The following is a 25,639-nucleotide window of genomic DNA, read 5'->3' on the forward strand; positions in this document are numbered from 1 at the left end:
CGAGCAGCCTCAGCCGCGACGCCGGCGCACGACCTCATACATGAAGATGCCTGCAGCTACCGACGCATTAAGCGAGTTAATTTGCCCTGCCATTGGAAGCTTGTACAGCATATCGCAATTTTCCCGAACAAGTCTGCCCATTCCTTTATTCTCGTTGCCGATGACAAGTGCGATAGGAAGATTGAATACATCTGCTTCATAGATGTCTTGAGTTGCCGATACATCTGTACCTACAATCCATACGCCGCGTTCCTTCAACTGCTGCATCGTCTGTACCAAGTTAGTCACCTTTGCTACAGGTACATATTCAACCGCTCCCGCTGATGTTTTGGATACCGTAGCAGTCAGCCCTGCTGAACGGCGTTTCGGAATAACAACCCCATGTGCTCCTGTGCAATCTGCGGTACGAAGAATAGAGCCCAAGTTGTGTGGATCTTCAATTTCATCTAACAGGATCAAGAACGGTATCTCGCCCTTTGCCTCAGCCTGAGCCAAGATATCATCTACTTCTACATAATGATATGCAGCAACCTGTGCTACAACTCCTTGATGCTGAACACCCTCAACCATTTGATCAAGCTTTCGCTTATCGACCGTTTGGATGACTACGCCAGCTTTCTTGGCTTCTGCGATAATCGGGCCTGTTAAATGTTTTTGTGCGTTTTCCGCGATCCATACTTTATTAATCGTTCTTCCAGATTTTAGCGCCTCGGTAACCGAGTGCTTCCCGGCAATGTATTCTTCCTGCATGCGTATGCGCGCCTCCCGTCTTATGTTTCCTTCTTACTTTGGCTGCTGTTCCTTCTCGTGTGCTTGAACAATCATATTAACGAATTGCTGCATCCGTTCAAAGTTTTCATTCAAGTATAAATAACCGAATAGCGATTCAAGCGCTGTTGCTTGTCTATACTCACTTACATTCGCGCTCTTCGGCACGCTGGACTTCGTATTGCGTCCTTGTCGAACAACATCTGCCTCTTCATCGGTCAAATGCGGTGCCAGCAGTGCAAGGGCACGTGCCTGCGCTTTGGCAGATACATACCCAGTCGCCTCTCTATGCAAATGATTCGGTCGATGATTCGGCTGTGATATAAGGTATTGTCTAATGGCAATTTCGAAGATGGCATCGCCGATATAGGCGAGCACAATCGGATGCAACTGTTTTGGCTGCTTCGTAGGGGCAAAAGGGAACAGCCATGTCCCCTCAGCCCCTAATTCCTTCCCATCCCTCATTGCTAATTGATGTTCCTGTTGATTATCATTCATTGATTATGCTCAAGCTCCTTCGTCAACCGTAATGCCGCTGCCACTATTTCCGACGCCAGCGTACACCCTGAGGCGTATCTTCCAGAACGATCCCCTGCTCGGTCAACAAATCGCGGATTTCGTCAGCTCTCGCCCAGTTTTTCGCTTTGCGAGCATCGTTACGCTCTTGGATGAGTCGTTCAATTTCCTCATCCAGCAATTCTTCGTCCTTGTCCAGCACCAATCCAAGCACACCGTTCATCGCTTCAAAAGCGTCAAGCAGTGCTTCCAGATCCCCTGCTGCTAACGCATCAGATTGCTGCAAATACGAGTTCGCCTCACTTGCCCATTCGAATACAGCTGTAATGGCATCCGCTGTATTGAAGTCATCCTGCATCTTGGCGTCAAAGGTCTCTAGAATGGAAACAATCTTCGCTTGAATCGCTTCATTTGGATCCTCCTGCATGGAACGATCTGCTTTCAATGATGCCAACGCATGACGCACATTCGCAACTGCATTCTCAATGCGGCTAACGCTCTTCTCTGCTTGCTCCATCGCTTCAGCACTGAAGTTCAGCGGATTGCGATAATGGGTCGACAGCATGAAGTAACGCAATGCGCCTGGATTGTATTGCTTGCGCAATTGTTGAACAGTCACCCCGTTGCCAAGCGACTTCGACATTTTTTCATTATCAATATTAATATATCCGTTATGCATCCACACGTTGGCAAGCGGCTTGCCCGTAACCGATTCGGATTGCGCAGCTTCGCATTCATGATGCGGGAACTGCAGATCCTGACCTCCGCCATGGATGTCGATCGTTTCACCCAAGTACTTGCGCGACATAGCCGAGCATTCAATATGCCAACCTGGACGGCCTTCTCCCCATGGGCTGGCCCACGATATTTCACCCGGCTTGGCTGCCTTCCACAATACGAAGTCAGCCGCGTCCTCTTTGCGCTCATCTACTTCGATGCGAATCCCCAATTGCAGCTCATCTACATTTTGACGAGAAATCTGTCCGTACTTTGCGAATTCTCTCGTACGGAAATACACATCGCCACCCGATTCATAAGCCTTGCCGCTCTCCACGAGTTCCGAAATAAAGGCGATGATTTCTTCCATATTATCCGTTACACGAGGGTTATTCGATGCACGGCGAATGCCGAGACCATCATTATCCTCATAGAACGCCTGAATGAAGCGATCCGCAACCTCCGGCACTGTCGATCCCAGTTCAGCCGCTTTGCGGATCAACTTGTCATCTACATCCGTGAAGTTCACGATGTAGTTCACTTCATAATCCAGTGTTTCTAAATAACGGCGCACTACATCAAAAAAGATCGCGGGCCGCGCGTTTCCAATGTGAATATAATCATACACGGTTGGTCCGCATACATACATCGTAACGCGATCCGGATCTATCGGCTGAAACGGCTCTTTCGTGCGTGTCAGCGTATTATAAATGTGCAAATTCATTCAAGTCACTCCTCCTTGATGTTCGAGCCTCTATTTATTCACTTTCTCAAGTTCTTTTTTTGGTGATTCAGATGATTTTGGTGATTCGGCAGACTCTTCGTCAGCAGACTCATCTATCTGCTGACTTGCTTGGCTGGCAAGCGATCCATTTTCCGATTCTGTTCGCTGCTTCAATTGATGAAGCTCAGCCTTCACTGCATCCAACTCATGCTGCATGTTGCGTAGCATATCAATAACAGGGTCAGGAAGTTGGGCATGGTTCAAGCGATCAATCCGTACTCCATCCTGCTTCACTACCCGTCCCGGTATGCCTACAACGGTACAGTTCGGCGGAACCTCTCGAAGCACAACGGAATTGGCTCCAATGCTTGAATTATCTCCAATGGTGAAGGAGCCTAGCACCTTAGACCCGGAAGCGATGACGACGTTGTTCCCAATCGTCGGATGCCGCTTCCCTTTCTCCTTCCCAGTCCCCCCTAACGTTACACCTTGGTAAATAACCACATCATCGCCTATCTCACAAGTTTCTCCAATAACAACCCCCATGCCGTGGTCAATGAACAGTCTCTGACCAATACGTGCACCAGGATGTATTTCGATCCCTGTCATGAATCGGCTAATTTGAGAAATAATACGCGCTGTTGTATACCAGCGCCAGCGATAGAACTGGTGTGCGATGAGATGCGCCCATATCGCATGCAGGCCTGAATAGGTAAAGATAACTTCAAATCGGCTACGTGCTGCCGGGTCGTTATCGAACACCGCTTGCACATCGGATTTCATTCTGCGAATGATACGCCACATGCTCTATCCCCCCCGGAACTTAGCGAATTGAGTTAGGGTTCTCTCTCTTGTGCACCATGCGGATGCATGAATTCAAGGCAATAAAAAACGTCTCTGCAGCATGATGCTGCAGAGACGCGATGCGCGGTTCCACTCTGCTTAGACAACATCATGCCTCTATCGCCGTTCCGCACCAACGGATACAAGCTTATTACATAGCAGACACCTGTTATCTCTCTTGAGCATCCATAACGCGGATGATTCGCCATCCCCTACCCATGCATCACATGCATGCTCAAGGACGGAGCTTCCGGGTGCATCGCATAAGCTTAAAAATGGAACGACTTGCAGCCTGTTAGGCGAGATGGACTTTCAACTCCACCATTCCCCTATCACGATCGTTCTCTCTGTTCATTTTTGTAAGGCTTATACTCTCCCGTTCAACGCTATTGTTCGTATTCTCATTCATACAGCTCTTTGCATGACTTTTGTTCAGAACGAATTTATGAAAAGGATTCTATCGTAAGTATATTCGAAGCATGTGCTGCATGACAATAACCAAACCTTGAAAGTTGCACAACTTCGAATCTGAACCATCAATGGCATCCTCGTTTCCAGTGAATCTCTATGCGTTCAAGCGAGCAAGAACCTTCTCTTTGCCTAACAGAACGATCGTTTCGTTTAAATCTCGACCGTGCATTTGACCAGATACAGCAACACGAACCGGCATAAACAAGCCTTTGCCCTTAGCGCCCGTTTCCTTCTGTACTTCCTTTAACGATGCCTTGATCGTATCCGCATCCCAAGTCGCAGCAACTTCCAGCTTCGAACGAAGTGCGGACAATACAGTTGGAACCTGTTCTTCAGCCAGTACAGACTTTGCTTCTTCATCGATGACAAGCTCTTCACGGAAGAACATCTCTGACAATTCCACAATATCGGAAGCACAGTTCATTTGCTCCTGATACAGCTTCACAAGCGCAGCCGCCCATGCTTGCTGCTCTTCATTCAACTGGTCCGGCAAGCGTCCTGCACGTTGAAGATGAGGAATCGCTAATGCCGCAATGCGGTCGGGATCAGCTTTCTTCATATACGTATTATTAATATGCGTCAGCTTATTCGTATCAAATACAGCAGGACTCTTGGACAAGCGTGTCTCGTCGAAGATCGAGATCAGCTCTTCCAAAGAGAATATCTCTTCTTCACCTTTAGGGGACCAGCCAAGCAGCGCAATGAAGTTGACCATTGCTTCTGGCAAGTAACCGAGCTGCTCATACTGCTCGATAAATTGAATAATGGATTCGTCCCGCTTGCTCAGCTTCTTATGGTTCTCGTTAACGATCAGCGTCATATGACCGAAGATAGGAGCTTCCCATCCGAACGCTTCAAAAATCATAAGCTGGCGAAGGGTATTGGTAACATGGTCTTCCCCGCGCAGGATGTGGGACATCCGCATCAAATGGTCATCGATAACCACTGCGAAATTGTAAGTCGGAATGCCATCCTTTTTCACGATTACCCAGTCGCCTGTTGTATCCGATTCAAACGTAATTTCACCTTTAACCATGTCGTTAAATGTATACGAGCGTCCTTGCGGTACACGGAAGCGAATGCTCGGCTTACGCCCTTCTGCTTCCAAACGAGCATGGTCTTCTGCAGACAAGCTGCAGCACTTGCCGGAATACTTCGGCGTTTCGCCGCGCTCAACCTGTGCCTCTCGCTCCGCTGCAAGCTCATCTTCCGTACAATAGCAGCGATACGCAAGACCACGCTCAAGCAACTCATTCACATATTTATTGTAGATATCCAAGCGCTCCGTCTGGCGATAAGGCCCATATTCGCCGCCTACATCAACGCTTTCATCCCAATTCATGCCGAGCCACTTCATATACGTAAATTGGTTCTCTTCTCCGCCTTCCACATTGCGCTTCACGTCCGTATCCTCGATTCGAACGATGAATTTCCCCCCATGGTGGCGTGCGAACAAATAATTAAACAATGCCGTACGCGTATTGCCAATATGTAAGTGTCCTGTTGGGCTTGGTGCGTAACGAACTCGAATATCGTTATTCATGATTGCTTCACTCCCGTACTTTGTCTTTCCATTAATCATTTCATCATACCATATTGTGAAATAAGCAGACAACAGCCTGTGCGGCAATTCCTTCGCCACGCCCTGCAAAGCCTAGCTGCTCTGTTGTTGTAGCCTTTACATTCACCTGCGATTCTTCCGCTCCGAGCGCCCTAGCAATATTCGCTACCATAGCCGGGATATGCGGCAGCATCTTCGGCTTCTGTGCAATGATTGTGCAGTCAATGTTGCCTAGACGATACCCCCGCTCAACAGCCAGTGCCCATACATGTTCTAACAGCTTCATGCTGTCTGCATCTTTGAATGCTGGATCCGTATCTGGAAAATGCTTGCCTATATCCCCTAGTCCAAGCGCACCCAAAATAGCATCACTGACCGTGTGCAAAAGCACATCAGCATCTGAATGCCCAAGCAATCCCTTCTCGTACGGAATACGAACACCGCCGATAATACACGGGCGTCCTTCTACCAACTGATGAACATCGAATCCTTGACCCACTCTAATCATCCGAATGCCTCCCTCTCCTTCTGCCTCTAGATTCAAGTTCTTGAAGCCTTATGGCGAGACAGCCACCATTCAGCCCACTCCAGATCATCTGGCGTCGTCAGCTTAATGTTCGTATAGCTTCCCTCTACCACATGAACAGCAATTCCCATCCGCTCAACGAGCATTGCATCGTCTGTTCCAACGAATTGATCCTGCTCAGCAAGCTCATGTGCAGCCATTACATCCTCCAGCCTGAAAGCCTGAGGTGTCTGAATGGCCCATAATCTGCTGCGATCAGGCGTTGCCGTAATGATACCGGAATTGTCCACCTGCTTAATGGTATCCTTGACCGGAACGGCCAATACGGCCGCTCTGTGCTGCCGGGCCGCATCATAACATGCGCTTACTTTGCCCGGCTCTACAAAGGGCCGTACACCATCATGGATACATACATACTCAATGCCGCGCGATTTCAGAGCCTGGAGGCCAGCATATACTGAATGCTGTCTCTCCTTGCCCCCTGCGACGATGTCTTGTACCTTATGCAATCCGTATTGTTTCACCCATGCTTCGCACCGCGTAGAATCCTGTGCCGAAGTTACCCATGCGATTGACTCGCATTCCTCCATGGCTTGGAACCGCTCTACTGTATGGATGATTACTGGCTTGTCCTTTAATTGCAAATACTGCTTACTCTCTTCCGTACCCATGCGCGTGCCTTTTCCGGCAGCGACGATGACCACGCCAAACCCTCTGTCCATCCTTGCTAACCCCCATGATGGTAGTATCCCCATCATACCTGTTTATTGGGCTTTTTCCAACAGTTTTGGCTTGGCAAATATCATTCGACCAGCAGAGGTCTGCAGCACACTTGTCACGAGAACCTCCATTGTCATACCGATATAGTCTCGGCCGCCTTCAACGACGATCATTGTACCGTCATCCAAATAGGCTACGCCTTGTCCGTGCTCTTTACCATCCTTAATAACTTGAACAACAATTTCTTCTCCCGGCAGGACGACTGGCTTCACTGCATTTGCAAGATCATTAATATTGAGCACAGACACGCCTTGCAGTTCGCATACCTTATTCAAGTTGAAATCATTCGTTACAACCTTGCCCTTCAGCAGCTTCGCAAGCTTGACCAGCTTGCTGTCTACCTCGGAGATCTCTTCAAAATCCCCTTCATATATGAGCACCTTTACTTCCAGTTCCTTTTGAATCTTATTCAAAATGTCTAAACCTCTGCGTCCACGATTGCGCTTGAGCAAATCCGAAGAATCCGCGATATGCTGAAGCTCCTCCAGAACGAATTCTGGAATGACAATGGTTCCTTCAATGAACCCCGTCTTGCATATATCTGCAATGCGGCCATCAATGATGACGCTTGTGTCTAAAATTTTATGTTCTTCCATGCCCCTTGTCTTCTCCTCTCCCCGCTCTGGTAGCCGGAATGAAGAAAACCACTTCACGATTTCTTCCCGCTTCATAAGTGCCGCTTGCATGCCTGCTGCTGACAATAAAACAACCAAACAGACTGAAATCATACGTCCTACTATCCCGAACGGCTCGAACACCGGTGCAAGCAAGGCACCGAAGGACAATCCGAGTAATGCCCCTGAAGCTCCTGACAGCAGCATTCCTGCTGACATACTTACCATACGTTCCTCTACCATGCTCCATACCCGTGCCAATGGCGTAAAAAGTGCACGACCCATCACAATAAAGCAAAATGCCCCGCCAAGCGCCCATAACAATCCGTTAGAAGTTATTCCAGGGTTGGATAATGACGAAAACTCCATCGACTGCATATTCCAATATCGATGGAACTCAATCCCACTCCATGCTCCGATCAATCCTGCCACCGCATAAAATAATCGTCTGAACACGAAGTCCACCTCCTTGTCTAAATTGGATATCTTTACAATTATGGCCCAACCCCTCCGCTCCTAACCGTCCACTCGCACAATTTTAAATTTGAGGCGAAGTTGAAATGTGGGAATTCCCAGAAGTATAATAGGGGAGTAATTACTGTTTGCGGAGCACTAAATTAACGTGAGTCTCTTGAGTGGTATGGCTCGGGCTACCCACGATTCCATGAATAGAGGTGGATGAGAAATGAGTACTTCCAGTTTGCAATCTTTGCAGGATCAAGTCGGCGATTTATTGTTAAGACACCGAAGCTTGCTGGACATTCTTTCGAAATACGGACAGTCCGATGCCTCGGTAAACCGCGCGATTACAAAAGCGATTACGGAATGTGGATGCTTGGAGCTGCACGCGAAACGACAGCCTTATCATGACGACATGGATGTAGATCAAGCGAAGCGAATTCTCGAATCCCATGTCCAAGGACATTTATGCGAGAACTGCAAGGATGTGGTGAAGAGTGAACTCGGTAAGCATCTTTTCTATATGTCTGCACTCTGCAACCTGCTTGATATTGAGTTAGAGGATGTTGTTAAACAAGAATCGAGTAAATGCCAGACTCTGGGGATATTCAACTTATCCTGATAAAAGAGTAAATGGAAATCATAGGAAACCATACAAAAAAGCACCTGCTGGCAAATAGCTCGCCTGCAAGTGCTTTTCTTTTTTATTCCGTAAGCTTAGGAATGCTTCGATTGGTACCACTCTTCTGCCTCAAGCTGCTTTTTGCGGCGTCGATTCAGCATTCTAACGTTTTTTTAATCCGAGCAGTGCATACAGCACCAGCGGTACAAAAATCAATTTTGGTGTTTGTTCCGGCTGCCATACCGCAATTGCTACCGCCCCTGCAATGACAAACGGTGTAATCCAAATGGCTTTCTTCGGAATACCTACCTTCTTAAAGTTCGGATATTTTACCGTACTAACCATTAAGTAGGATAACAATATCATCGCAATGATAAGATAAGCTTCCGGAATGCTCTCATGGAATAAAGCAAGTGTACAAGCTACACCGCCAGCTGCTGGGATTGGCAAGCCAATGAAGTACCCTGGAATACCATCCTTAACGTTAAAGCGCGCAAGGCGCAGTGCACCACAGATTGGGAAGAGTGCGGTAACGATGCAAGCCAGCACCGGGTTAATATCAGTAAAGGCGACGGCATACATAATAAAAGCTGGCGCTACACCGAAGGAAATCACATCGGACAATGAGTCCAGTTCCTTACCGAACTCACTCTGTGCATTCAGTGCACGCGCAACGCGCCCATCCAGTCCGTCGAGCAACATGGCAATAATGATCATAAGAGCTGCTAAGTTGTAGTCACCGTGAAACGCAAGCATAATGGAAATAATTCCGAGTGATAAGTTACCGATCGTAAACAAGCTCGGAATGGACTTTGTAATCATAGGTTCACCTCTAATTTTACTATGCCCAACGTACGTCCTTTCATTGTAGGAAAATCAAATTTGCCTGTCAATGAAGACCTGCTCCTGAATCCGCTTAAGACCTTCTTTGATCGCGCGTGCGCGTACTTCCCCAATTCCGTCTACTTCATCCAATTCTTCAATCGTCGCCATCATCACATGAGGGAGGAATTGGAATGTTTCGACCAGATTCTGAATAATGACGTTAGGAAGTCTTGGGATCTTGCTAAGAACGCGGTATCCGCGCGGCGATACGGATTCTTCCTGAATCGTGCTCGTCGTCGGGTAACCGAGCAGTCTTATTAAATGATGGGTATCCAGCAGTTCATCAGCCGTGCATTTTTTAAGTTGGGCAATAATCTCACGAACTTTCTCATCGCTTCCGTCCCGGGCGTAATCCTTCAAGAGCAACCAAGCGTCTTCCTCAGTATTGCTTACAAGCTCTTCGAGCTGCATGCTGATGAGGCGTCCCTCTGTACCCAGCTCGTTAATATAACGCTTGATCTCCATCTTAATACGTAACACCATCTCAATGCGTTGCACAACATTTACGACATCGTATAAGGTAACCAATTCTTCAAACTCGGATGCAGTCAAATTCGTCATGCCCTGTACGAGGACAACCTTATATTTTTCCAATGTTTGAATCGCTTGATTCGCCTTTGTGAGAATGACGCCAATCTCCTTCAACGCATAGCGGAGACTGCCTTGATACAAAGTAATGACATTTCGACGCTGGGAAATGGACACTACCAGCTTGCCGGTCTGCTTCGCTACCCGCTCCGCTGTCCGGTGCCGAATGCCTGTCTCGGTAGATGGAATGGAGGAATCAGGAATAAGCTGCGTGTTCGCATAAAGAATTCGCTTAATGTCCTCGCTCAAGATAATGGCACCGTCCATCTTGGCCAGTTCATACAGATAACTTGGCGAAAAGTCGCAATTGATGGAGAATCCGCCGTCCACAACCTCCATCACTTCCGGACTGTATCCAACAACAATCAGTGCGCCTGTTTTCGCACGCAGCACGTTCTCCAATCCGTCGCGGAAAGGCGTTCCGGGTGCCACCATCCGCAACAGATCGTTCATAATATCCAGTTGGCTTTCCTTCATTCTATATCTATGCCCCCTAACCTAACGCCACAGCTAATGCTTCAGCAACCGTATTTACTCCAACAATTTCAATATTGGCAGGCGGTTTCCAACCGCGCAAGCTCTTCTCTGGTAATATAATGCGCTTAAAACCAAGTTTCTCTGCTTCCTTCACACGCTGCTCTGCACGAGAGACGCCGCGAACCTCACCAGTGAGCCCTATTTCGCCAAAGACAACATCGAACGGCTGAGTCGGCATATCTCGGAAGCTGGAAGCAATCGCAACCGCCATCGCTAAGTCAACGGCCGGCTCATCTAGCTTAATTCCACCCGCTACATTCACATAGGCATCCTGATTCTGCAGGAACATCCCCATTCGCTTCTCTAAGACCGCAATAATAAGCGCCAGCCGATGATGATCAATGCCTGTCGCCATTCGGCGCGGGGAAGGAAAATTCGTCGCCGATACGAGCGCCTGCATTTCAACAAGTACAGGACGTGTCCCTTCTAGGCTGGCAACAACCGTAGAGCCTGCTACACCGAGCGGTCTTTCCTGTAGGAACATTTCGGATGGGTTCTTCACTCCAACAAGTCCGCCCTCCGTCATTTCGAAGATGCCAATCTCATTCGTCGATCCGAACCGATTCTTCACAGCTCGCAAGATTCGGTAAGAATGATGCCGCTCTCCTTCAAAATAAAGGACACAGTCTACCATATGTTCAAGGAGACGCGGACCCGCGATTGCCCCTTCCTTCGTCACATGTCCAACGAGGACAGTAGCAATTCCCTTGCCTTTAGCGATGCGCATGAATGTGCTTGTGCATTCGCGTACTTGCGCAACGCTGCCGGGAGCAGACTCAACCGATGGTTGAAATACAGTCTGTATGGAATCAATGACAAGGAAATCAGGCTGTGCTGCTTCCAGCGCTTCCTCGATATATTGCAAATTCGTCTCACTAAGAACGAATAGATTCTCTGACAATACACCGAGGCGATCTGCCCTAAGCTTGGTCTGACGCATCGATTCTTCCCCAGATACGTACAGCACCTTGAGGCCGCTGGCGGCAAGTGCATTCGAGGTTTGCAATAGGAGTGTGGACTTCCCGATACCAGGGTCTCCCCCCACTAGAATCAGCGAGCCTGGGACAACCCCCCGCCCAAAACTCGATTCAGTTCGCTAAGTGTCGTGGTGAGCCGGGGTTCACGTCCACTTTCTATGTGTATGATAGATTGCGGTTTTTCTTTCGTTTGGATCAAGGAAGAATGCACACCGGCAGTCTTTACAACAGTCTCCCGCTCTTCCACCATCGTATTCCACTCACTACAGCCTGGACATTTTCCCATCCACTTCGGTGATTCGTATCCACATTCCGAACAATAAAATTTCGTCTTAACTTTGGCCATGAAGCCGACACTCCTAATCAATGTGCTGCAAGTCGTCGGTCACCATGTCCGCAAACAGGTACCTCGTTACTCATTACTCAATAGTTTACCATTTTTAAGAAGGCGGATAAAGTGCTTTAGCATATCATAAGCATAAACAGGCTCACACCATGACAATAAAACGGTGAAAAACCTTTTTGCCTAACGCTATAGCTAGACTCCCTAAATTAATGTCTCTGCTTTAACGAGCTGTAAGCCATACATTATATCTCCCTCCTTATTTACATAAAAAACAAAAAGAGAATCTTACCCTCCCTTTTTGCAAGGGAGAGCACGATTCTCTTGTGAATCTATATCTTATTTACACATTAGCTGTATTGGCTTCCTTATTATGCAGGACAACCAACTCGCCGTCCTTCTCGTCGATAACGACGGAATCGCCTTTGCTTACATTGCCCTTCAGCAGTTCCTCTGACAGACGATCCTCGATATGCTTCTGAATCGCTCTGCGCAGCGGACGTGCGCCGTACGCTGGATCGAAGCCTTCCTTCGCGAGGAAATTCTTCGCATTATCTGTCAATTGGAAATCGACATCTTGTTCCTTCAGGCGCTTGCGAAGTTCTCCGGCCATAAGGGATACAATCTCAGCGATATGCTGTTGTTCCAGTGAGTGGAACACGATAATTTCATCAATCCGGTTCAAGAATTCAGGACGGAAGCTCTTCTTTAACTCGCCCATTACTTTGTCCTTCATGTTGTTGTAATCCTTGCCAGCGTCATCGATTGCTGTGAAGCCCAGCGTAGAATTCCGCTTGATCGCTTCCGCACCAACGTTAGAGGTCAAGATGATTAGCGTATTGCGGAAATCAACGACGCGTCCTTTCGAATCCGTTAGACGACCGTCCTCCAGCACCTGAAGTAAGATGTTGAATACTTCCGGATGTGCCTTCTCGATTTCATCCAACAGGACGACAGAGTATGGCTTGCGGCGAACCTTTTCCGTCAATTGGCCGCCTTCCTCATAGCCGACATATCCCGGAGGCGCTCCTACGAGACGAGCTGTTGAATGCTTCTCCATATATTCAGACATATCGATGCGGATTACGGCATTCTCGTCACCAAACAAAGATTCAGCCAAGGCACGCGCAAGTTCTGTTTTACCAACCCCAGTAGGTCCAAGGAAGATGAAGGAGCCCATTGGGCGCTTCGGATCTTTCAACCCTGCACGCGCACGGCGGATTGCCCGGCTCACAGCCTTCACTGCTTCATCCTGGCCAATCACACGCTGATGGAGAATCTCTTCCATCTTGAGCAAGCGTTCCGTCTCTTCTTCCTTCAGCTTCAATACCGGAATTCCCGTCCAGCTTGCTACAACTTGAGCGATATCTTCCGGTGTTACCTCGGAGTCTACGCGTCCTTGTTTCTCTTTCCACTGGTTGCGAACCGTTTCCAGTTCCTCGCGCATCTTCTGCTCTGTATCGCGAAGTGCAGCAGCCTTCTCGAATTCTTGGCTCTGTACGGAAGCATCCTTCTCCTTGCGAATATCCTCCAATCGTGCTTCAAGCTCTTTCAAATTAGGCGGTACTGTGTACGTATGAAGACGTACTTTGGAGCTCGCCTCATCGATCAGATCGATTGCTTTATCAGGCAGGAAGCGATCCGTAATATAGCGATCTGACAGCTTCACTGCTTGCTCAATCGCTTCATCGGTAATTTTCACGCGATGGTGTGCCTCGTAGCGATCGCGCAACCCAGTCAAAATTTGGATAGCTTCTTCCGGTGTCGGTTGATCTACCGTAATCGGCTGGAAGCGTCGTTCGAGCGCTGCGTCCTTCTCAATATATTTACGATATTCATCAAGCGTTGTTGCCCCAATGCATTGCAGCTCACCGCGAGCCAATGCCGGCTTCAAGATGTTAGAAGCATCAATCGCCCCCTCAGCTCCACCGGCGCCGATCAACGTATGCAACTCATCAATGAACAGGATAACGTTACCCGCTTGGCGAATTTCATCCATAATTTTTTCAAACGATCCTCAAATTCACCGCGGTATTTCGTACCAGCGACAACTGAACCCATATCAAGCGTCATTACACGCTTATCACGCAACGTCTCTGGGATTTCATTGTTAATAATCTTTTGTGCCAAGCCTTCTGCTACAGCCGTCTTACCAACCCCAGGCTCACCGATAAGCACTGGATTGTTCTTCGTGCGTCGGCTCAATACTTGGATAACTCGCTCAATCTCCTTCGAACGTCCGATAACCGGATCCAGATTGCCTTCCTTCGCTACCGCAGTCAGGTCGCGAGCCAAGCTGTCCAGTGTCGGTGTGCTTACATTTTGCGACTGGCCGTGATGGCTGGATACAGCCTCACTGCTGCCAAGCAGTTGCAGCACTTGTTGGCGCGCTTTATTCAAGCTGATGCCGAGGTTGTTCAGCACACGTGCCGCTACGCCTTCCCCTTCACGAATCAAGCCAAGCAGGATGTGCTCTGTTCCCACATAGGTGTGGCCAAGCTTGCGAGCTTCGTCCATGGACAGTTCAATAACTTTCTTCGCACGCGGCGTATACGCAATATTAAGCGGCTGCTCTTGACCGCGCCCAATCAATGTTTCGACTTCGTCCTGAATCTTTTCCAAGCCAAGACCGAGCGCTACGAGCGCTTTCGCCGCAATGCCTTCGCCTTCACGAATAAGTCCAAGCAAAATATGCTCCGTACCAATATTGTTATGCCCCAGTCGAACAGCTTCTTCCTGTGCCAAAGCTAATACTTTCTGCGCACGTTCTGTAAATCTACCGAACATCATATGTGTTGCACCTCCATATTACATTATGATTTAGATTTGGATAACGTCTCGCGAATCATCTTCGCACGATGTGTATCTCGATCTTCTGCAGATAATGCCGTGTTGTATTTATGTTGTAAGAAGCCTGGCTGTGTCATGACCAACAGTTCATTCAGATCTGATGGCTGAATATGCTGCAAGATGCCAAGGTCAGAACCAAGCCTGATGTCGGACAACCGTTGTGCGGCTTCTTTTGAGTCCATAATTACTGCATGCTTCAAAATTCCATAGGAACGGCATATGCGATCCGTTAACCGAATGCGATTGCTCGTCAGGAGCTGCTCACGTGCTGCCTTCTCATGCTCGATTAATTGCTTCACAACACTGTACAAATTATCAATAATCTCAGATTCGGATTGACCCAACGTAATCTGATTTGAAATTTGGAACAGGTTGCCGATCGCTTCGCTACCTTCTCCATATATGCCCCTAACTGCCAGACCTACCTGGGTTACGGCCTGAAGCATGAGGTTGATTTGCTGCGTCATAACCAATGCCGGCAAATGCATCATCACCGATGCTCGAATTCCTGTACCAACATTCGTCGGGCAACTCGTCAAAAACCCTCTTTTCTCATCAAAAGCGTAATCGATATGCGATTCGAACACATCATCGATCCGACTCGCTTGCTCCCACGCTTCACGAATTTGCAGTCCTGGATACAGACATTGAATACGAAGATGATCTTCCTCATTAATCATAATGCTGGTCGATTCATCCTCACTTACAATAACTGCACCGTTGCGGGACTCATTCGCTAAATTCGGGGATATTAAATGCTTCTCTACAAGCACTTGCTTCTCTGTATCGCTAAGCTCTGCCAGCTCTAATTCATGAAAGTGATTCAATTGCGCAAATTCCGGGTCTTTCATGACTGCTGACAAACGATTCAACACCTCAGCTGATTGCTGATTCGTAGCCAAGAGTGGGAACGGCAGCCCGCTAATATTCCGCGCCACACGGATACGGCTGCTAATGACGATATCGGAATCAGGGCCCGTGCCGCGCATCCAATCGCTTAGGGCTTCATCAATAAATCGTCGCTCTGTCATCTCGTCATCTCCTTCCAATTCGCACTGCTTAATGTCATCTTACTCCCTCGATATCACTTATATCCTGTGAGAGCTATTAGGAACTGCTTCGCTCAGAATCGCTAGGCGGTTGATTCTCCAGCTCGCGAATGCGGTCACGCAAGTTAGCCGCCTCCTCGAACTCTTCACGCAAAATGCTGTACTGTAGCTGCTTCTTCAGCTCTTCCAGCTCGCGTCTGCGCTGAATCCGTCCCCCTCCACGCTTCGGAATTTTACCTACGTGTATGGTATTGCCGTGAACCCGCTTCAAGAGTGGATCCAAGCGATCGCCGAAAAAGGTGTAGCACTCATCGCATCCAAAACGCCCTAGCTTACCAAATTGCGCATAGGTAAGTCCGCACTTCTCACAGCGCATTGGCTGCGGCTTCGCATCTTCCTTAGCTCCTTGCTTGCTGCCTGTCAAATCGAAATCAAGCAAACCCGACAATAAATTATGGATGGAGAATCCGTTCGCCGTGCCTGGAATCCATTCGCCTTTTTCCCGAGCACATGATTCACAAATGTGAAATTCCGTCTTCTGTCCATTAATAATTTTCGTAAAATGCAGGGTAGCCGGTTTCTGACCACATTGTTGACACACCATAACCGTCTCTCCTCCTTTATAGATAGCTTCCGTTTTGCTTACATCCAGCCTTTATTTGCTCAATAAAGCCAACAGCATGGATCGGAGCAACCGAGCACGCAACTCGTCGCGATAAGGAAGCTTCACTGTCAAGTTATCTCGAGATACTGCAGCCCGCAGCAGATTCGCTTCCCGGCGGGAGATGAATTTCGCTTCTTCCAGTTGATAGATAAGTCCCTCAGCGGCACTTTGTTCGATCCGCTCTCCAATGGACTCGCACAAATGATTATGAATCGCTTGATGCGCCGGCAAGTCAATTCGCTGGATGCGAATGTATCCTCCTCCGCCGCGCTTGCTCTCAACGACGTATCCCTTCTCCAATGTAAAGCGCGTGCTGATTACATAATTAATCTGTGATGGTACGCAAGAGAATTGTTCAGCTAAGTCATTGCGTTGAATCTCTACGGCGCCTTCCGAACTCTCAAGTAGGATATGCTTCAGATAGTGCTCGATCAGGTCGGAAATGTTGCGCATTGTCTCCCCCCTTTCCGCTTAAAGTAGTCTCTATATTAGGTTTAACCAAATATAAGCCTCACTTATTCTGTTTTGGCTTAATATTTTGAACTTTTTTGACTATTAGTCTGACTTTGACTTTCTTTGACTTTACATTTATTATAGCGCACTTATATGAATTTGCAACTGTTTTAGATCAATTTCATCAGCTATTCTACACTTTTATGTGGATAACCTTCTTCCAAGGAAATTCATTTATCTCTGTACATCTCGATTACGCAGTATATTCAAATTCGCTATTATTGGTAAGCCCCATTCATGCGATGAATGTTGTGGATATCACGCCTATTCTCCACATAAGTGGATAATTGATGCGTACAGTGTGAATAAAAAATAGAAAATTCTCCGTCCTAGAGATTGTTCACAGGCAAAAATATTTATGGTGTACATATTACAGCTAGTGAAGAACATTTATGCACATGTGAATAACAAATTCAGTTTAGAGCAGAAGTTGCATGATACCGAGTGAAAACCGATATAAAAATACTCCCGCTGCCGCACAGCGGACGACACGGGAGTATCCGTATTATTCTGCAATATAATGAAGAATTGCAAGAAGTCGTTTCAAAGCAGCTCCCGCTTCTGCTCGTGTAGCCTTTTCGCTAGAACGCAGTGTACGGTCTTGATAGCCGTTGAGTAACCCGGAAGTGAGTGCTTTACTCGTAGCCACTCTTGCCCAGTCTTTGATTTGTTCTACATCCTTATAATAATCCATAGCCTCTACAGCATGATCCTTCTCAGCTTGCAAATCATGTCCTGCAATATGTGCAGCATTGACTAGCATTTGTGCCATTTGCTCGCGAGTGACTGGGGCATTTGGATGGAAGAATCCATTTTCATCTCCCTGTATGAGCTTCAGTTGAGCTGCAATTAATACCGCATCTGCATACCAAGCTGATACTGAAACATCTTTGAACGCTTCCTTAGATAAGGTACGAGCTTGAACATCGCCATATCCTAATCCACGCATAAGCATGGTTACAAATTCTGCTCGAGTTACGGCAGCATTCGGAGCGAATTGTCCACCATCACGCCCTTGGACTATTAGCTTGGAAGCAAGCATTTCCACAATCGACTTCGCCCAGTGTCCATTTACATCTCCGAAGCTCGGAGCGTATTGGATAACAACAAAGTTGCCATTGTAGCTGTGCTTCATGTTCATTGTGGATTGGGTATCCTTCTCAGAACGCTCCACCCAAGACGGTACGAATGAAAATGATTTTATCATAGCATTGTACTTCAGAGCTGTCATTTCCCCTAAGCTTTGGCTGCCCGGTATTCGAATGGAACCTGCCGTAAAGCTGCCTGCTCGATCAGGAATTGATGCGGATTTCCCATCCTGTTCCCAATTCAGTTCGAACTGTACAGCTGACATCAAGCGTGCGCCAGATAATGTGGAAGCAGCAGTCGCAATTTCCTTCATCAAATCATTGGATGGCTTCTTCATACGCAAGGACAATTGTTGTGGTGCATAATCACCGTTCCATTCTCTAAGCTGCTTCATTGGAAGCTGATAGCGTCCTGCCCCTGTCTGTACCTCAATCTCCAAATGAGCAAGCCTTTCAATCGCACTCCTTAGCTTTTTCACTGGGAATCGTATGTGCACATCATCTTCTTCCGTCGGCGCTGAAATCATCCATAGCTGCTTGCCTGATGCAGTATCAGTGAATCGAGTCATCGCATCAATCTCTTCATTGCTAATTTGCAGCTCAGATGTCTTCGTTCCATCCATATTATTTACGCGCTTAATCGATGAAGGCTCAAAGCGGACACCTTCTGTGGTTACAGTCATTCCCTTGAATTGCTCTTGTACCCCGACAGAACCACCGCCACGGTTGCGATCCTTGCTATCGTTTTCATTTCCAGAGCTGCTTCCAGTGTCTGTACCCGATTCTTTATCCGGCTTTGTACCTGGGTCTGTTCCCGCGTCTTTCACAACGACAATCGAGCGCCCGTTTACGGTATTGTGCGGATCATTCAGTTCGTTTGTTATCCCATCCTTTGTTATGGAGAATTTGTACGAATATTCGCCATTCGCTGCGTTCACCATTACGTAGACGAACCGTTCATTTTCCTCATCGTACGTCATTGGGTAAGACTTGTTGTTGATCACAACATCAGCCTTGGTGATGTGATCCTGCTCACCGCTGGCAAATAACGACTTATCCCGATAATAGAACGTAATCTGACTTTTCTCTTGAACCGGGCCAGCTACCGAAGGTAGCGTCTTGAAAGCTTCCTGCCCGCTATATATATATACCTTGGTTAGGGAGTCATCCAAATTCGTCTTAATGAACCGATTGGCATCGATATCTTTCGCTTCCCAGTTTCCTTTTTTGACAATAAATCCAATCGATTCAGCTTCTGGTGCGATTTCAATCGTGGCAGTCGCCATTCCCTTATCAATACGCTGGAACTCATGACCGTCATCTTTTACACCAGTCTGCCATACCCACAGTCCCCAGTTGTCATATTTCGCGTCTGGACGAACATAGTTAATTTGAACATAGCGCTTCAGGAACGGCTTAACCACTACATTCTTCGATGCCTCTACTGCTCCAGCTCGAGCTGTAATGACAGCTGTTCCTTCCCTCACACCTGTTACCTTCCCAGCGCGATCGATTCTGGCCACTGTTGCATCCGACGAACTCCACTCTACAGCTGCACTGGACATCATCTGTCCGAATTGATCCTTGACTGCAGCTGTAAATGGTAATGTGCGCCCCTCAAAAATTGAATCTGAACCGTTAATGGACAGCGTCATAGGAACAAGCTTCGCTACTTTCACATTTACCTGTGCCGTCAATTTGCCTGAGGTTGCGGTAAGGACTGCGGCTCCTTCCTTCACTGCCGTTACTTTGCCTCCATTGTTCATGACTGCCACCGCAGCATCGGAGGTTGACCATGTTACGTTCTCAGTGAACATCGGACGTCCCTTCTGATCGCGCACCACTGCTGTTAAGCGAGAGCTTGTTCCAGGCTCTAACCCAAGTGTAGAAGATGCTACTTCAAGCTTTGTCGCTGTCGGTGTATAATCATTCTCCTGATCGTACAACACCATCATGGACAATCCGGCTACCTCTACCTTGCCGCCCTCCACCATACGAATCGTCTCCACACCGGCAGACGTATGATCCACGACAATGTTCCATTCGTCCGGAGTTGGCAATGCAACCTCTTGCGATGCAGTCGAACCGTTATAAATGACGACGATATTGCGCCACTTATCCCCATTCGCAAAGTTATTCAACTTGAATGCAATAACCTGACCTTCTTGACGGTAAACTTGTAAGTTTGAAGTGACCTCATCCTTCTTTGTCATGCGGAAAGCAGGATGTGCTGTCCGAAGCTCGATAAGACCTTTCAAGTAATCAAATACTGGTTTGTACTCCGCCTTCTGCTTCCATATGATTTGATTAATCGCATCTGGGCTCTCATAGCTGTTATGATCTCCGAACTTGCTTCGTAGCAGCTCATCTCCTGCATGAAGGAACGGAATTCCTTGCGCCGTGAGAACGATACCATTTGCAAGCAGCGAGCGTTTCACTGTCTCGTTATCTAGTACATTCGGCTCTGTCAAGGTAGCGAATGGATTACGTTTAATGTCCGCATCATTTCCTTGTGTCTTCAGCACTTTATCCCACAAATTCAAGTTATCATGCGCAGTTACATAATTAATCGTCTCCGTCGGAGAAGCCGTAAAGTCTGTAATTGCACCGAGCAGCCCCTTCACCACATCCGCCTCTTTACCTTCGGCCCCTGTCGCGAAACCTGTGGAAGCATCGTCACTTCCACCCTTAATGGCCCCACGAATATTGTCATTGAATACTGCGAATCCTTCTCCCCGCTGTTTACCCTTCTCAATCTGCAATTCCGCAGCTAGCGGTGTGCTGCCCCCTGACCATGGCTCGCCATAGATAATGATGCTCGGGTCAATCTCTTTTAGATCATGAACAATGGCGCGTGTCGTCTGCAAATCGATCAGCTTCATCAAGTCGAAGCGGAAACCGTCTACATTGTATTCCTCTGCCCAATACCTTACGGAATCCTGTACGTACTTGCTAACCATAGGACGTTCTGTTGCTACTTCATTTCCTACACCGGAACCATTTGTTAAGTTGCCTTGCTCATCGCTCCGATAGAAATAACCCGGTACAATCTTATCAAATACCGACATATCGGACTCCAAGCCAGTTACAAATGTATGATTGTACACGACATCCAACACGACCCGAATGCCTTGATCGTGAAGCGCTTGCACCATTGCCTTGAACTCACGAATTCGCTTCGCCGGGTCTTCCTGCGCCGCGTTGGTCGTATAGGATCCCTCAGGGATGTTATAGTTTACCGGGTCATAGCCCCAATTAAACTTCCGCTCTTTCGAGTTCGTATCATCAACCAACTTCTCATTTACCGAACCGAAGTCATAGGTCGGAAGCAAGTGAACATGCGTTACACCAAGCTCTTTCAAATGGTCGATCCCTGTCTTAATATCAGGCTTACCTGGCAAAGTCGTTCCGGTTTCCGTAAACGCGGTAAACTTTCCCCGGTTGCCGTGCGATATTCCCGAATTCTCGTTAATTGAAAAATCACGAACATGCAATTCGTAAATGATAGCGTCTGTTGGATCAAGGAACGGAGGTTTCCGATCGCCATCCCAGTTTGCCGGATTTGTTGATGCAAGTTCAACAATGGCCGACTTTGTACTGTTCACCGATGCTGTTCTCGCATACGGATCAAGTGCATACGTTATGCTTCCATCCGGGAATTGTAGCTTGTACATGTAATAGGTTCCGTTCAAGTTGCCATCCACGTCAACTGCCCATACACCTGTAGCTGCATCCTTGTGCATCGGAATTTCTCTACTAGGCGTTTCTTTTGCAGTATCTGCCGTATTGTATAAAGTCACAGCAGCATGTGTAACGGTAGGCGCCCATACTTTGAAGCTGCTTGAAGCAGAACGATACGTAACGCCCAAATCATTCCCTGTGTATACATAACTGTCCAAAATGCCCCGCATCTTGATTGGCATATCTCTATAAATGTTCCGTGGATTTCCTTCATACCGTACTGTTAATGCCCTTGACACATCATCAACCGGTGTGGACAAACGGATCTTTACTGATTTCTCATCTTCACCTTGAGCAGATACCCCCTCCAATTTGGATGTACCATCATAAATGACAAATGCGGTGTAATCCAAGTTCGGAACAACATCCTTCAACGTGACACGAACTTCATTATCCTGATCCATGATAGCAGCATGCATGGAAGGCTGAGCCTTTGTCGTAAAGGAGAACGTATATGCAGCATTCCGTGTGTGGGTATCCTTTCCTATAACGCTCCCTGCTGGAATGACCGCCTTATACTCCGTATCATAGCGAAGCGGCTGACTCGGTGTAATGATCAGCTGCTGTCCCTTTATCGCCACATCTATCGATTGAGTCGTTCCTTTTGATTCTTCAAGTGTAATACCTTGACCATTCATTTCTACTTGTTCGGAAAAGGTGACGATAATCGGCTTTTCAACTGCTGCATGCTGCTGCTTGTTGGCCGGATCTGTGCTAATTAGCTCCAGAGCGTCACTCATCCCCTTTATCTCATAATTGTGGGCATATACACGCTGCACATTGGGGTTTGATGATTCATCCCAACTGTTTGCCCGTGTATTACCCGGATCTTCCGGTATTATATTGAATGCACCATGCGTGTCCTCATTTCCGCTTAGAACAACAATTGGACGCAGTTGATCATGATTTTTTAGCTTGAGCTGGTATAGCGGAATGGCCGCCTCAAACCCCGACTGTCTGGAAACTGCAAACTCCGCTCCTTTACGATCACCCCATGTTGATAGTATGGGATTCCCTATATCCAAAGAGTCATATAAAGCAGCGCCTTCAATCTCATTGTCCTGCTTCAATCGCATCATAATATGATATTGCGGCTTTTCTGACATCCCGCTGAAATTATATTGTGCTCCCCATGGATTGTCCGAATTGCCTGAGTCCACTTGATTCACATTCAAGGCGATATCAATAAACTGCCCCTTATCTCCCCAATTCGGCATTTGCGCGTCTACCCATACATACAGCTTATTGCTGTCATTCATCAGCTTGATCTCACCAAGCTGCGTCTCTCCGTAAGTGCTCGCTGTAACGGATTGACCAAGCGCTCCAACCCCATCCCACAAACTATCTTTAACCCCGTCAATGGTCGGAGCAAAGGTAACAGCGAACGGCTCACTATATGCCGCTAATCGGTTCGGATGCTGCTTCATATTCCAACCATTCGCAATTTCATTGTCTGTTGTCTCTGGGATTACATCGAATACCCCATGCTCATCTGCTCGATCTCCACTAAGAACGACTATCGTTTTGACAATATCGTTCAGTTTCAAATGAAGCTTACTCAAAGGGATAGCTCCGCTTATCACCTTAGCCTCGTCTGCAACATGGAAGTATGCCCCTTGTAAATCGCCTGATCGAAGCAATGGAGAAGATGAAGCACTCTTATATAGAGCAGCCTCGCCGCCTTGCTTCGCTTCCATCACGATATGGTAATTTGGCTTTAGATTAGTATTCTCATAGTTGAATTGTCGTTGATAAGGATTGGACGACACTCCTGAATCTATATCGTTGATCTGCAACGCAATATCAATGTACTGCCAAGATTCTGCATGCGCAGCATCAACTCGAAAATACAAATAATTTGCATCGCTCATAAGTTTAATCTGATCAAGCTTAGCTCCATTCCAGCCTGCGGTTGTTGACGTTCCCAGCGGCTTCACCATATTCCAATCAACAGCCTTCAGCGCATTTTCTGCTGTTGTCTGCCCCACTGTTCTACGCTGTGTTTGCTGCTGTTGAATTTGAGATTGCAGGGTTGTAGGCAAGGCTTGAGCTGACCCTCCTCCCAAAACCGGCATCATACCGCTCAATAATATGGCGCCAACTAACATACAAGAGATTGAAGCCTTCCATTTCCTCATGACAATTCTCCTCTCTATGTGTGAAAGATCATTTATGCAAACGTTTGCATTTTAGACAAAGGAAATGAACAAATAAAAATCTCAAACTGTCCTTGGTCAATATGTAATGTATATATGAGAACAAGCATCTTATGTAAACGTTTACAACAACAAGCATACTGGTTTCTTCTAATTCATGTCAACCCGATCTTTGAACCTATAAAACAGATTATAACATACGAAAAAACCACTATCGAGTGATCTCAACAGTGGTTTTTGTGTGCTTGGCGACGTCCTACTCTCCCGGAACCCTGCGGTCCAAGTACCATCGGCGCTGGAGGGCTTAACGGTCGTGTTCGGGATGGGTACGTGTGGAACCCCTCCGCCATCGCCACCAAACAGCATTGGCTTAGTGCCAATATAAAGTTCAAGGTCATACCTTGAAAACTGAATGCGAAAGTTCGTGTTGAATCAAATAGGATAAGCCCTCGACCGATTAGTATTGGTCAGCTCCACACATTGCTGTGCTTCCACCTCCAACCTATCTACCTCGTCGTCTTCAAGGGGTCTTACTAATTGGGAAATCTCATCTTGAGGGGGGCTTCACGCTTAGATGCTTTCAGCGCTTATCCCTTCCGCACATAGCTACCCAGCTATGCTCCTGGCGGAACAACTGGTACACCAGCGGTGCGTCCATCCCGGTCCTCTCGTACTAAGGACAGCTCCTCTCAAATTTCCTACGCCCGCGACAGATAGGGACCGAACTGTCTCACGACGTTCTGAACCCAGCTCGCGTACCGCTTTAATGGGCGAACAGCCCAACCCTTGGGACCTACTTCAGCCCCAGGATGCGATGAGCCGACATCGAGGTGCCAAACCTCCCCGTCGATGTGGACTCTTGGGGGAGATAAGCCTGTTATCCCCAGGGTAGCTTTTATCCGTTGAGCGATGGCCCTTCCATGCGGAACCACCGGATCACTAAGCCCGACTTTCGTCCCTGCTCGACTTGTAGGTCTCGCAGTCAAGCTCCCTTATGCCTTTGCACTCTTCGAATGATTTCCAACCATTCTGAGGGAACCTTGGGGCGCCTCCGTTACTCTTTAGGAGGCGACCGCCCCAGTCAAACTACCCACCTGACACTGTCCCCGAACCGGATTACGGTCCTAGGTTAGAACTCCGATACGAACAGGGTGGTATCCCAACGGCGCCTCCACCTAAGCTGGCGCTCAGGCTTCTCAGGCTCCCACCTATCCTGTACAGTCCGTACCAAAGTCCAATATCAAGCTGTAGTAAAGCTCCATGGGGTCTTTCCGTCTTGTCGCGGGTAACCTGCATCTTCACAGGTATTAAAATTTCACCGGATCTCTCGTTGAGACAGCGCCCAAGTCGTTACGCCATTCGTGCGGGTCAGAATTTACCTGACAAGGAATTTCGCTACCTTAGGACCGTTATAGTTACGGCCGCCGTTTACTGGGGCTTCGGTTCATAGCTTCGCCTTGCGGCTAACCACTCCCCTTAACCTTCCAGCACCGGGCAGGCGTCAGCCCGTATACTTCGCCTTGCGGCTTCGCACAGACCTGTGTTTTTGCTAAACAGTCGCTTGGGCCTTTTCACTGCGGCCCCCTCGGGCTATTCACCCTACCGAGGCACCCCTTCTCCCGAAGTTACGGGGTCATTTTGCCGAGT

General features: G+C 47.7%; 15 protein-coding genes, 2 rRNA genes and 2 pseudogenes (1 of these 19 only partly in view). 1 reads left to right on the plus strand and 18 read right to left on the minus strand.

Features of this window, described 5'->3' with window-relative positions; translation table 11 throughout:
- Positions 1 to 9: 9 nt before the first annotated feature.
- From rlmB to PAV_RS06845, 8 genes are all read right to left on the minus strand, one after another.
- The gene (rlmB, locus tag PAV_RS06810) at positions 10 to 750 is read right to left on the minus strand and encodes a 23S rRNA (guanosine(2251)-2'-O)-methyltransferase RlmB (protein ID WP_005544578.1); all 741 of its coding nucleotides are present in this window, start codon (positions 748 to 750) and stop codon (positions 10 to 12) included.
- Between the two features lie 33 nt (positions 751 to 783).
- Positions 784 to 1,266 carry a Mini-ribonuclease 3 gene (locus PAV_RS06815; RefSeq protein ID WP_005544579.1) on the minus strand — a complete coding sequence of 161 codons (483 nt, stop codon included), beginning with the start codon at positions 1,264 to 1,266 and terminating at the stop codon, positions 784 to 786.
- Between the two features lie 43 nt (positions 1,267 to 1,309).
- Complete coding sequence (gene cysS / locus PAV_RS06820; RefSeq protein WP_005544581.1) at positions 1,310 to 2,725, minus strand: cysteine--tRNA ligase; 1,416 nt, start codon at positions 2,723 to 2,725, stop codon at positions 1,310 to 1,312.
- Between the two features lie 30 nt (positions 2,726 to 2,755).
- Entirely contained in the window at positions 2,756 to 3,529 is a 774-nt protein-coding gene (gene cysE, locus PAV_RS06825; protein ID WP_005544583.1) for a serine O-acetyltransferase, read from the minus strand.
- 604 nt (positions 3,530 to 4,133) lie between these two features.
- Positions 4,134 to 5,582 carry a glutamate--tRNA ligase gene (gene gltX / locus PAV_RS06830; RefSeq protein ID WP_005544585.1) on the minus strand — a complete coding sequence of 483 codons (1,449 nt, stop codon included), beginning with the start codon at positions 5,580 to 5,582 and terminating at the stop codon, positions 4,134 to 4,136.
- 43 nt (positions 5,583 to 5,625) lie between these two features.
- Positions 5,626 to 6,108 (minus strand): 2-C-methyl-D-erythritol 2,4-cyclodiphosphate synthase, encoded by a 483-nt coding sequence (ispF, locus tag PAV_RS06835; RefSeq protein WP_005544587.1) that lies wholly within the window; start codon positions 6,106 to 6,108, stop codon positions 5,626 to 5,628.
- Positions 6,109 to 6,140: 32 nt separating this feature from the next.
- Positions 6,141 to 6,848 carry a 2-C-methyl-D-erythritol 4-phosphate cytidylyltransferase gene (gene ispD, locus PAV_RS06840; protein WP_005544589.1) on the minus strand — a complete coding sequence of 236 codons (708 nt, stop codon included), beginning with the start codon at positions 6,846 to 6,848 and terminating at the stop codon, positions 6,141 to 6,143.
- A 42-nt stretch (positions 6,849 to 6,890) separates the two neighbouring features.
- Positions 6,891 to 7,976, minus strand: a complete 1,086-nt coding sequence (locus PAV_RS06845; RefSeq protein WP_005544592.1) for a PIN/TRAM domain-containing protein — start codon at positions 7,974 to 7,976, stop codon at positions 6,891 to 6,893.
- 229 nt (positions 7,977 to 8,205) lie between these two features.
- On the opposite strand from PAV_RS06845, the gene PAV_RS06850 reads away from it, so the two are divergent.
- Entirely contained in the window at positions 8,206 to 8,601 is a 396-nt protein-coding gene (locus PAV_RS06850) for a nucleoside triphosphate pyrophosphohydrolase family protein (RefSeq protein WP_005544593.1), read from the plus strand.
- Between the two features lie 162 nt (positions 8,602 to 8,763).
- Here PAV_RS06850 and pssA read toward each other — a convergent pair whose 3' ends face one another.
- The 10 genes and pseudogenes from pssA to PAV_RS06900 all read right to left on the minus strand — a co-directional run.
- Complete coding sequence (pssA, locus tag PAV_RS06855) at positions 8,764 to 9,423, minus strand: CDP-diacylglycerol--serine O-phosphatidyltransferase (protein ID WP_005544594.1); 660 nt, start codon at positions 9,421 to 9,423, stop codon at positions 8,764 to 8,766.
- 54 nt (positions 9,424 to 9,477) lie between these two features.
- Positions 9,478 to 10,551 (minus strand): DNA integrity scanning diadenylate cyclase DisA, encoded by a 1,074-nt coding sequence (gene disA, locus PAV_RS06860; protein WP_005544595.1) that lies wholly within the window; start codon positions 10,549 to 10,551, stop codon positions 9,478 to 9,480.
- Between the two features lie 16 nt (positions 10,552 to 10,567).
- Positions 10,568 to 11,934 (minus strand): annotated as a pseudogene (gene radA / locus PAV_RS06865) (DNA repair protein RadA).
- 340 nt (positions 11,935 to 12,274) lie between these two features.
- Positions 12,275 to 14,721, minus strand: a pseudogene (clpC, locus tag PAV_RS06870) (ATP-dependent protease ATP-binding subunit ClpC).
- Between the two features lie 23 nt (positions 14,722 to 14,744).
- Positions 14,745 to 15,812 carry a protein-arginine kinase McsB gene (locus PAV_RS06875; RefSeq protein ID WP_005544600.1) on the minus strand — a complete coding sequence of 356 codons (1,068 nt, stop codon included), beginning with the start codon at positions 15,810 to 15,812 and terminating at the stop codon, positions 14,745 to 14,747.
- 76 nt (positions 15,813 to 15,888) lie between these two features.
- Positions 15,889 to 16,434, minus strand: coding sequence for a protein-arginine kinase activator protein McsA (locus PAV_RS06880; RefSeq protein WP_005544601.1), 546 nt, complete (start codon positions 16,432 to 16,434; stop codon positions 15,889 to 15,891).
- Between the two features lie 51 nt (positions 16,435 to 16,485).
- Entirely contained in the window at positions 16,486 to 16,947 is a 462-nt protein-coding gene (locus PAV_RS06885; RefSeq protein ID WP_005544602.1) for a CtsR family transcriptional regulator, read from the minus strand.
- Between the two features lie 565 nt (positions 16,948 to 17,512).
- The gene (pulA, locus tag PAV_RS06890) at positions 17,513 to 23,974 is read right to left on the minus strand and encodes a type I pullulanase (RefSeq protein WP_005544603.1); all 6,462 of its coding nucleotides are present in this window, start codon (positions 23,972 to 23,974) and stop codon (positions 17,513 to 17,515) included.
- Positions 23,975 to 24,235: 261 nt separating this feature from the next.
- Positions 24,236 to 24,352 (minus strand): 5S ribosomal RNA (rrf, locus tag PAV_RS06895).
- Positions 24,353 to 24,429: 77 nt separating this feature from the next.
- Positions 24,430 to 25,639 (minus strand): 23S ribosomal RNA (locus PAV_RS06900) (it continues 1,717 nt past the right edge of the window).

Source organism: Paenibacillus alvei DSM 29 (assembly GCF_000293805.1).
Classification (GTDB): Bacteria; Bacillota; Bacilli; order Paenibacillales; family Paenibacillaceae; genus Paenibacillus_B; species Paenibacillus_B alvei.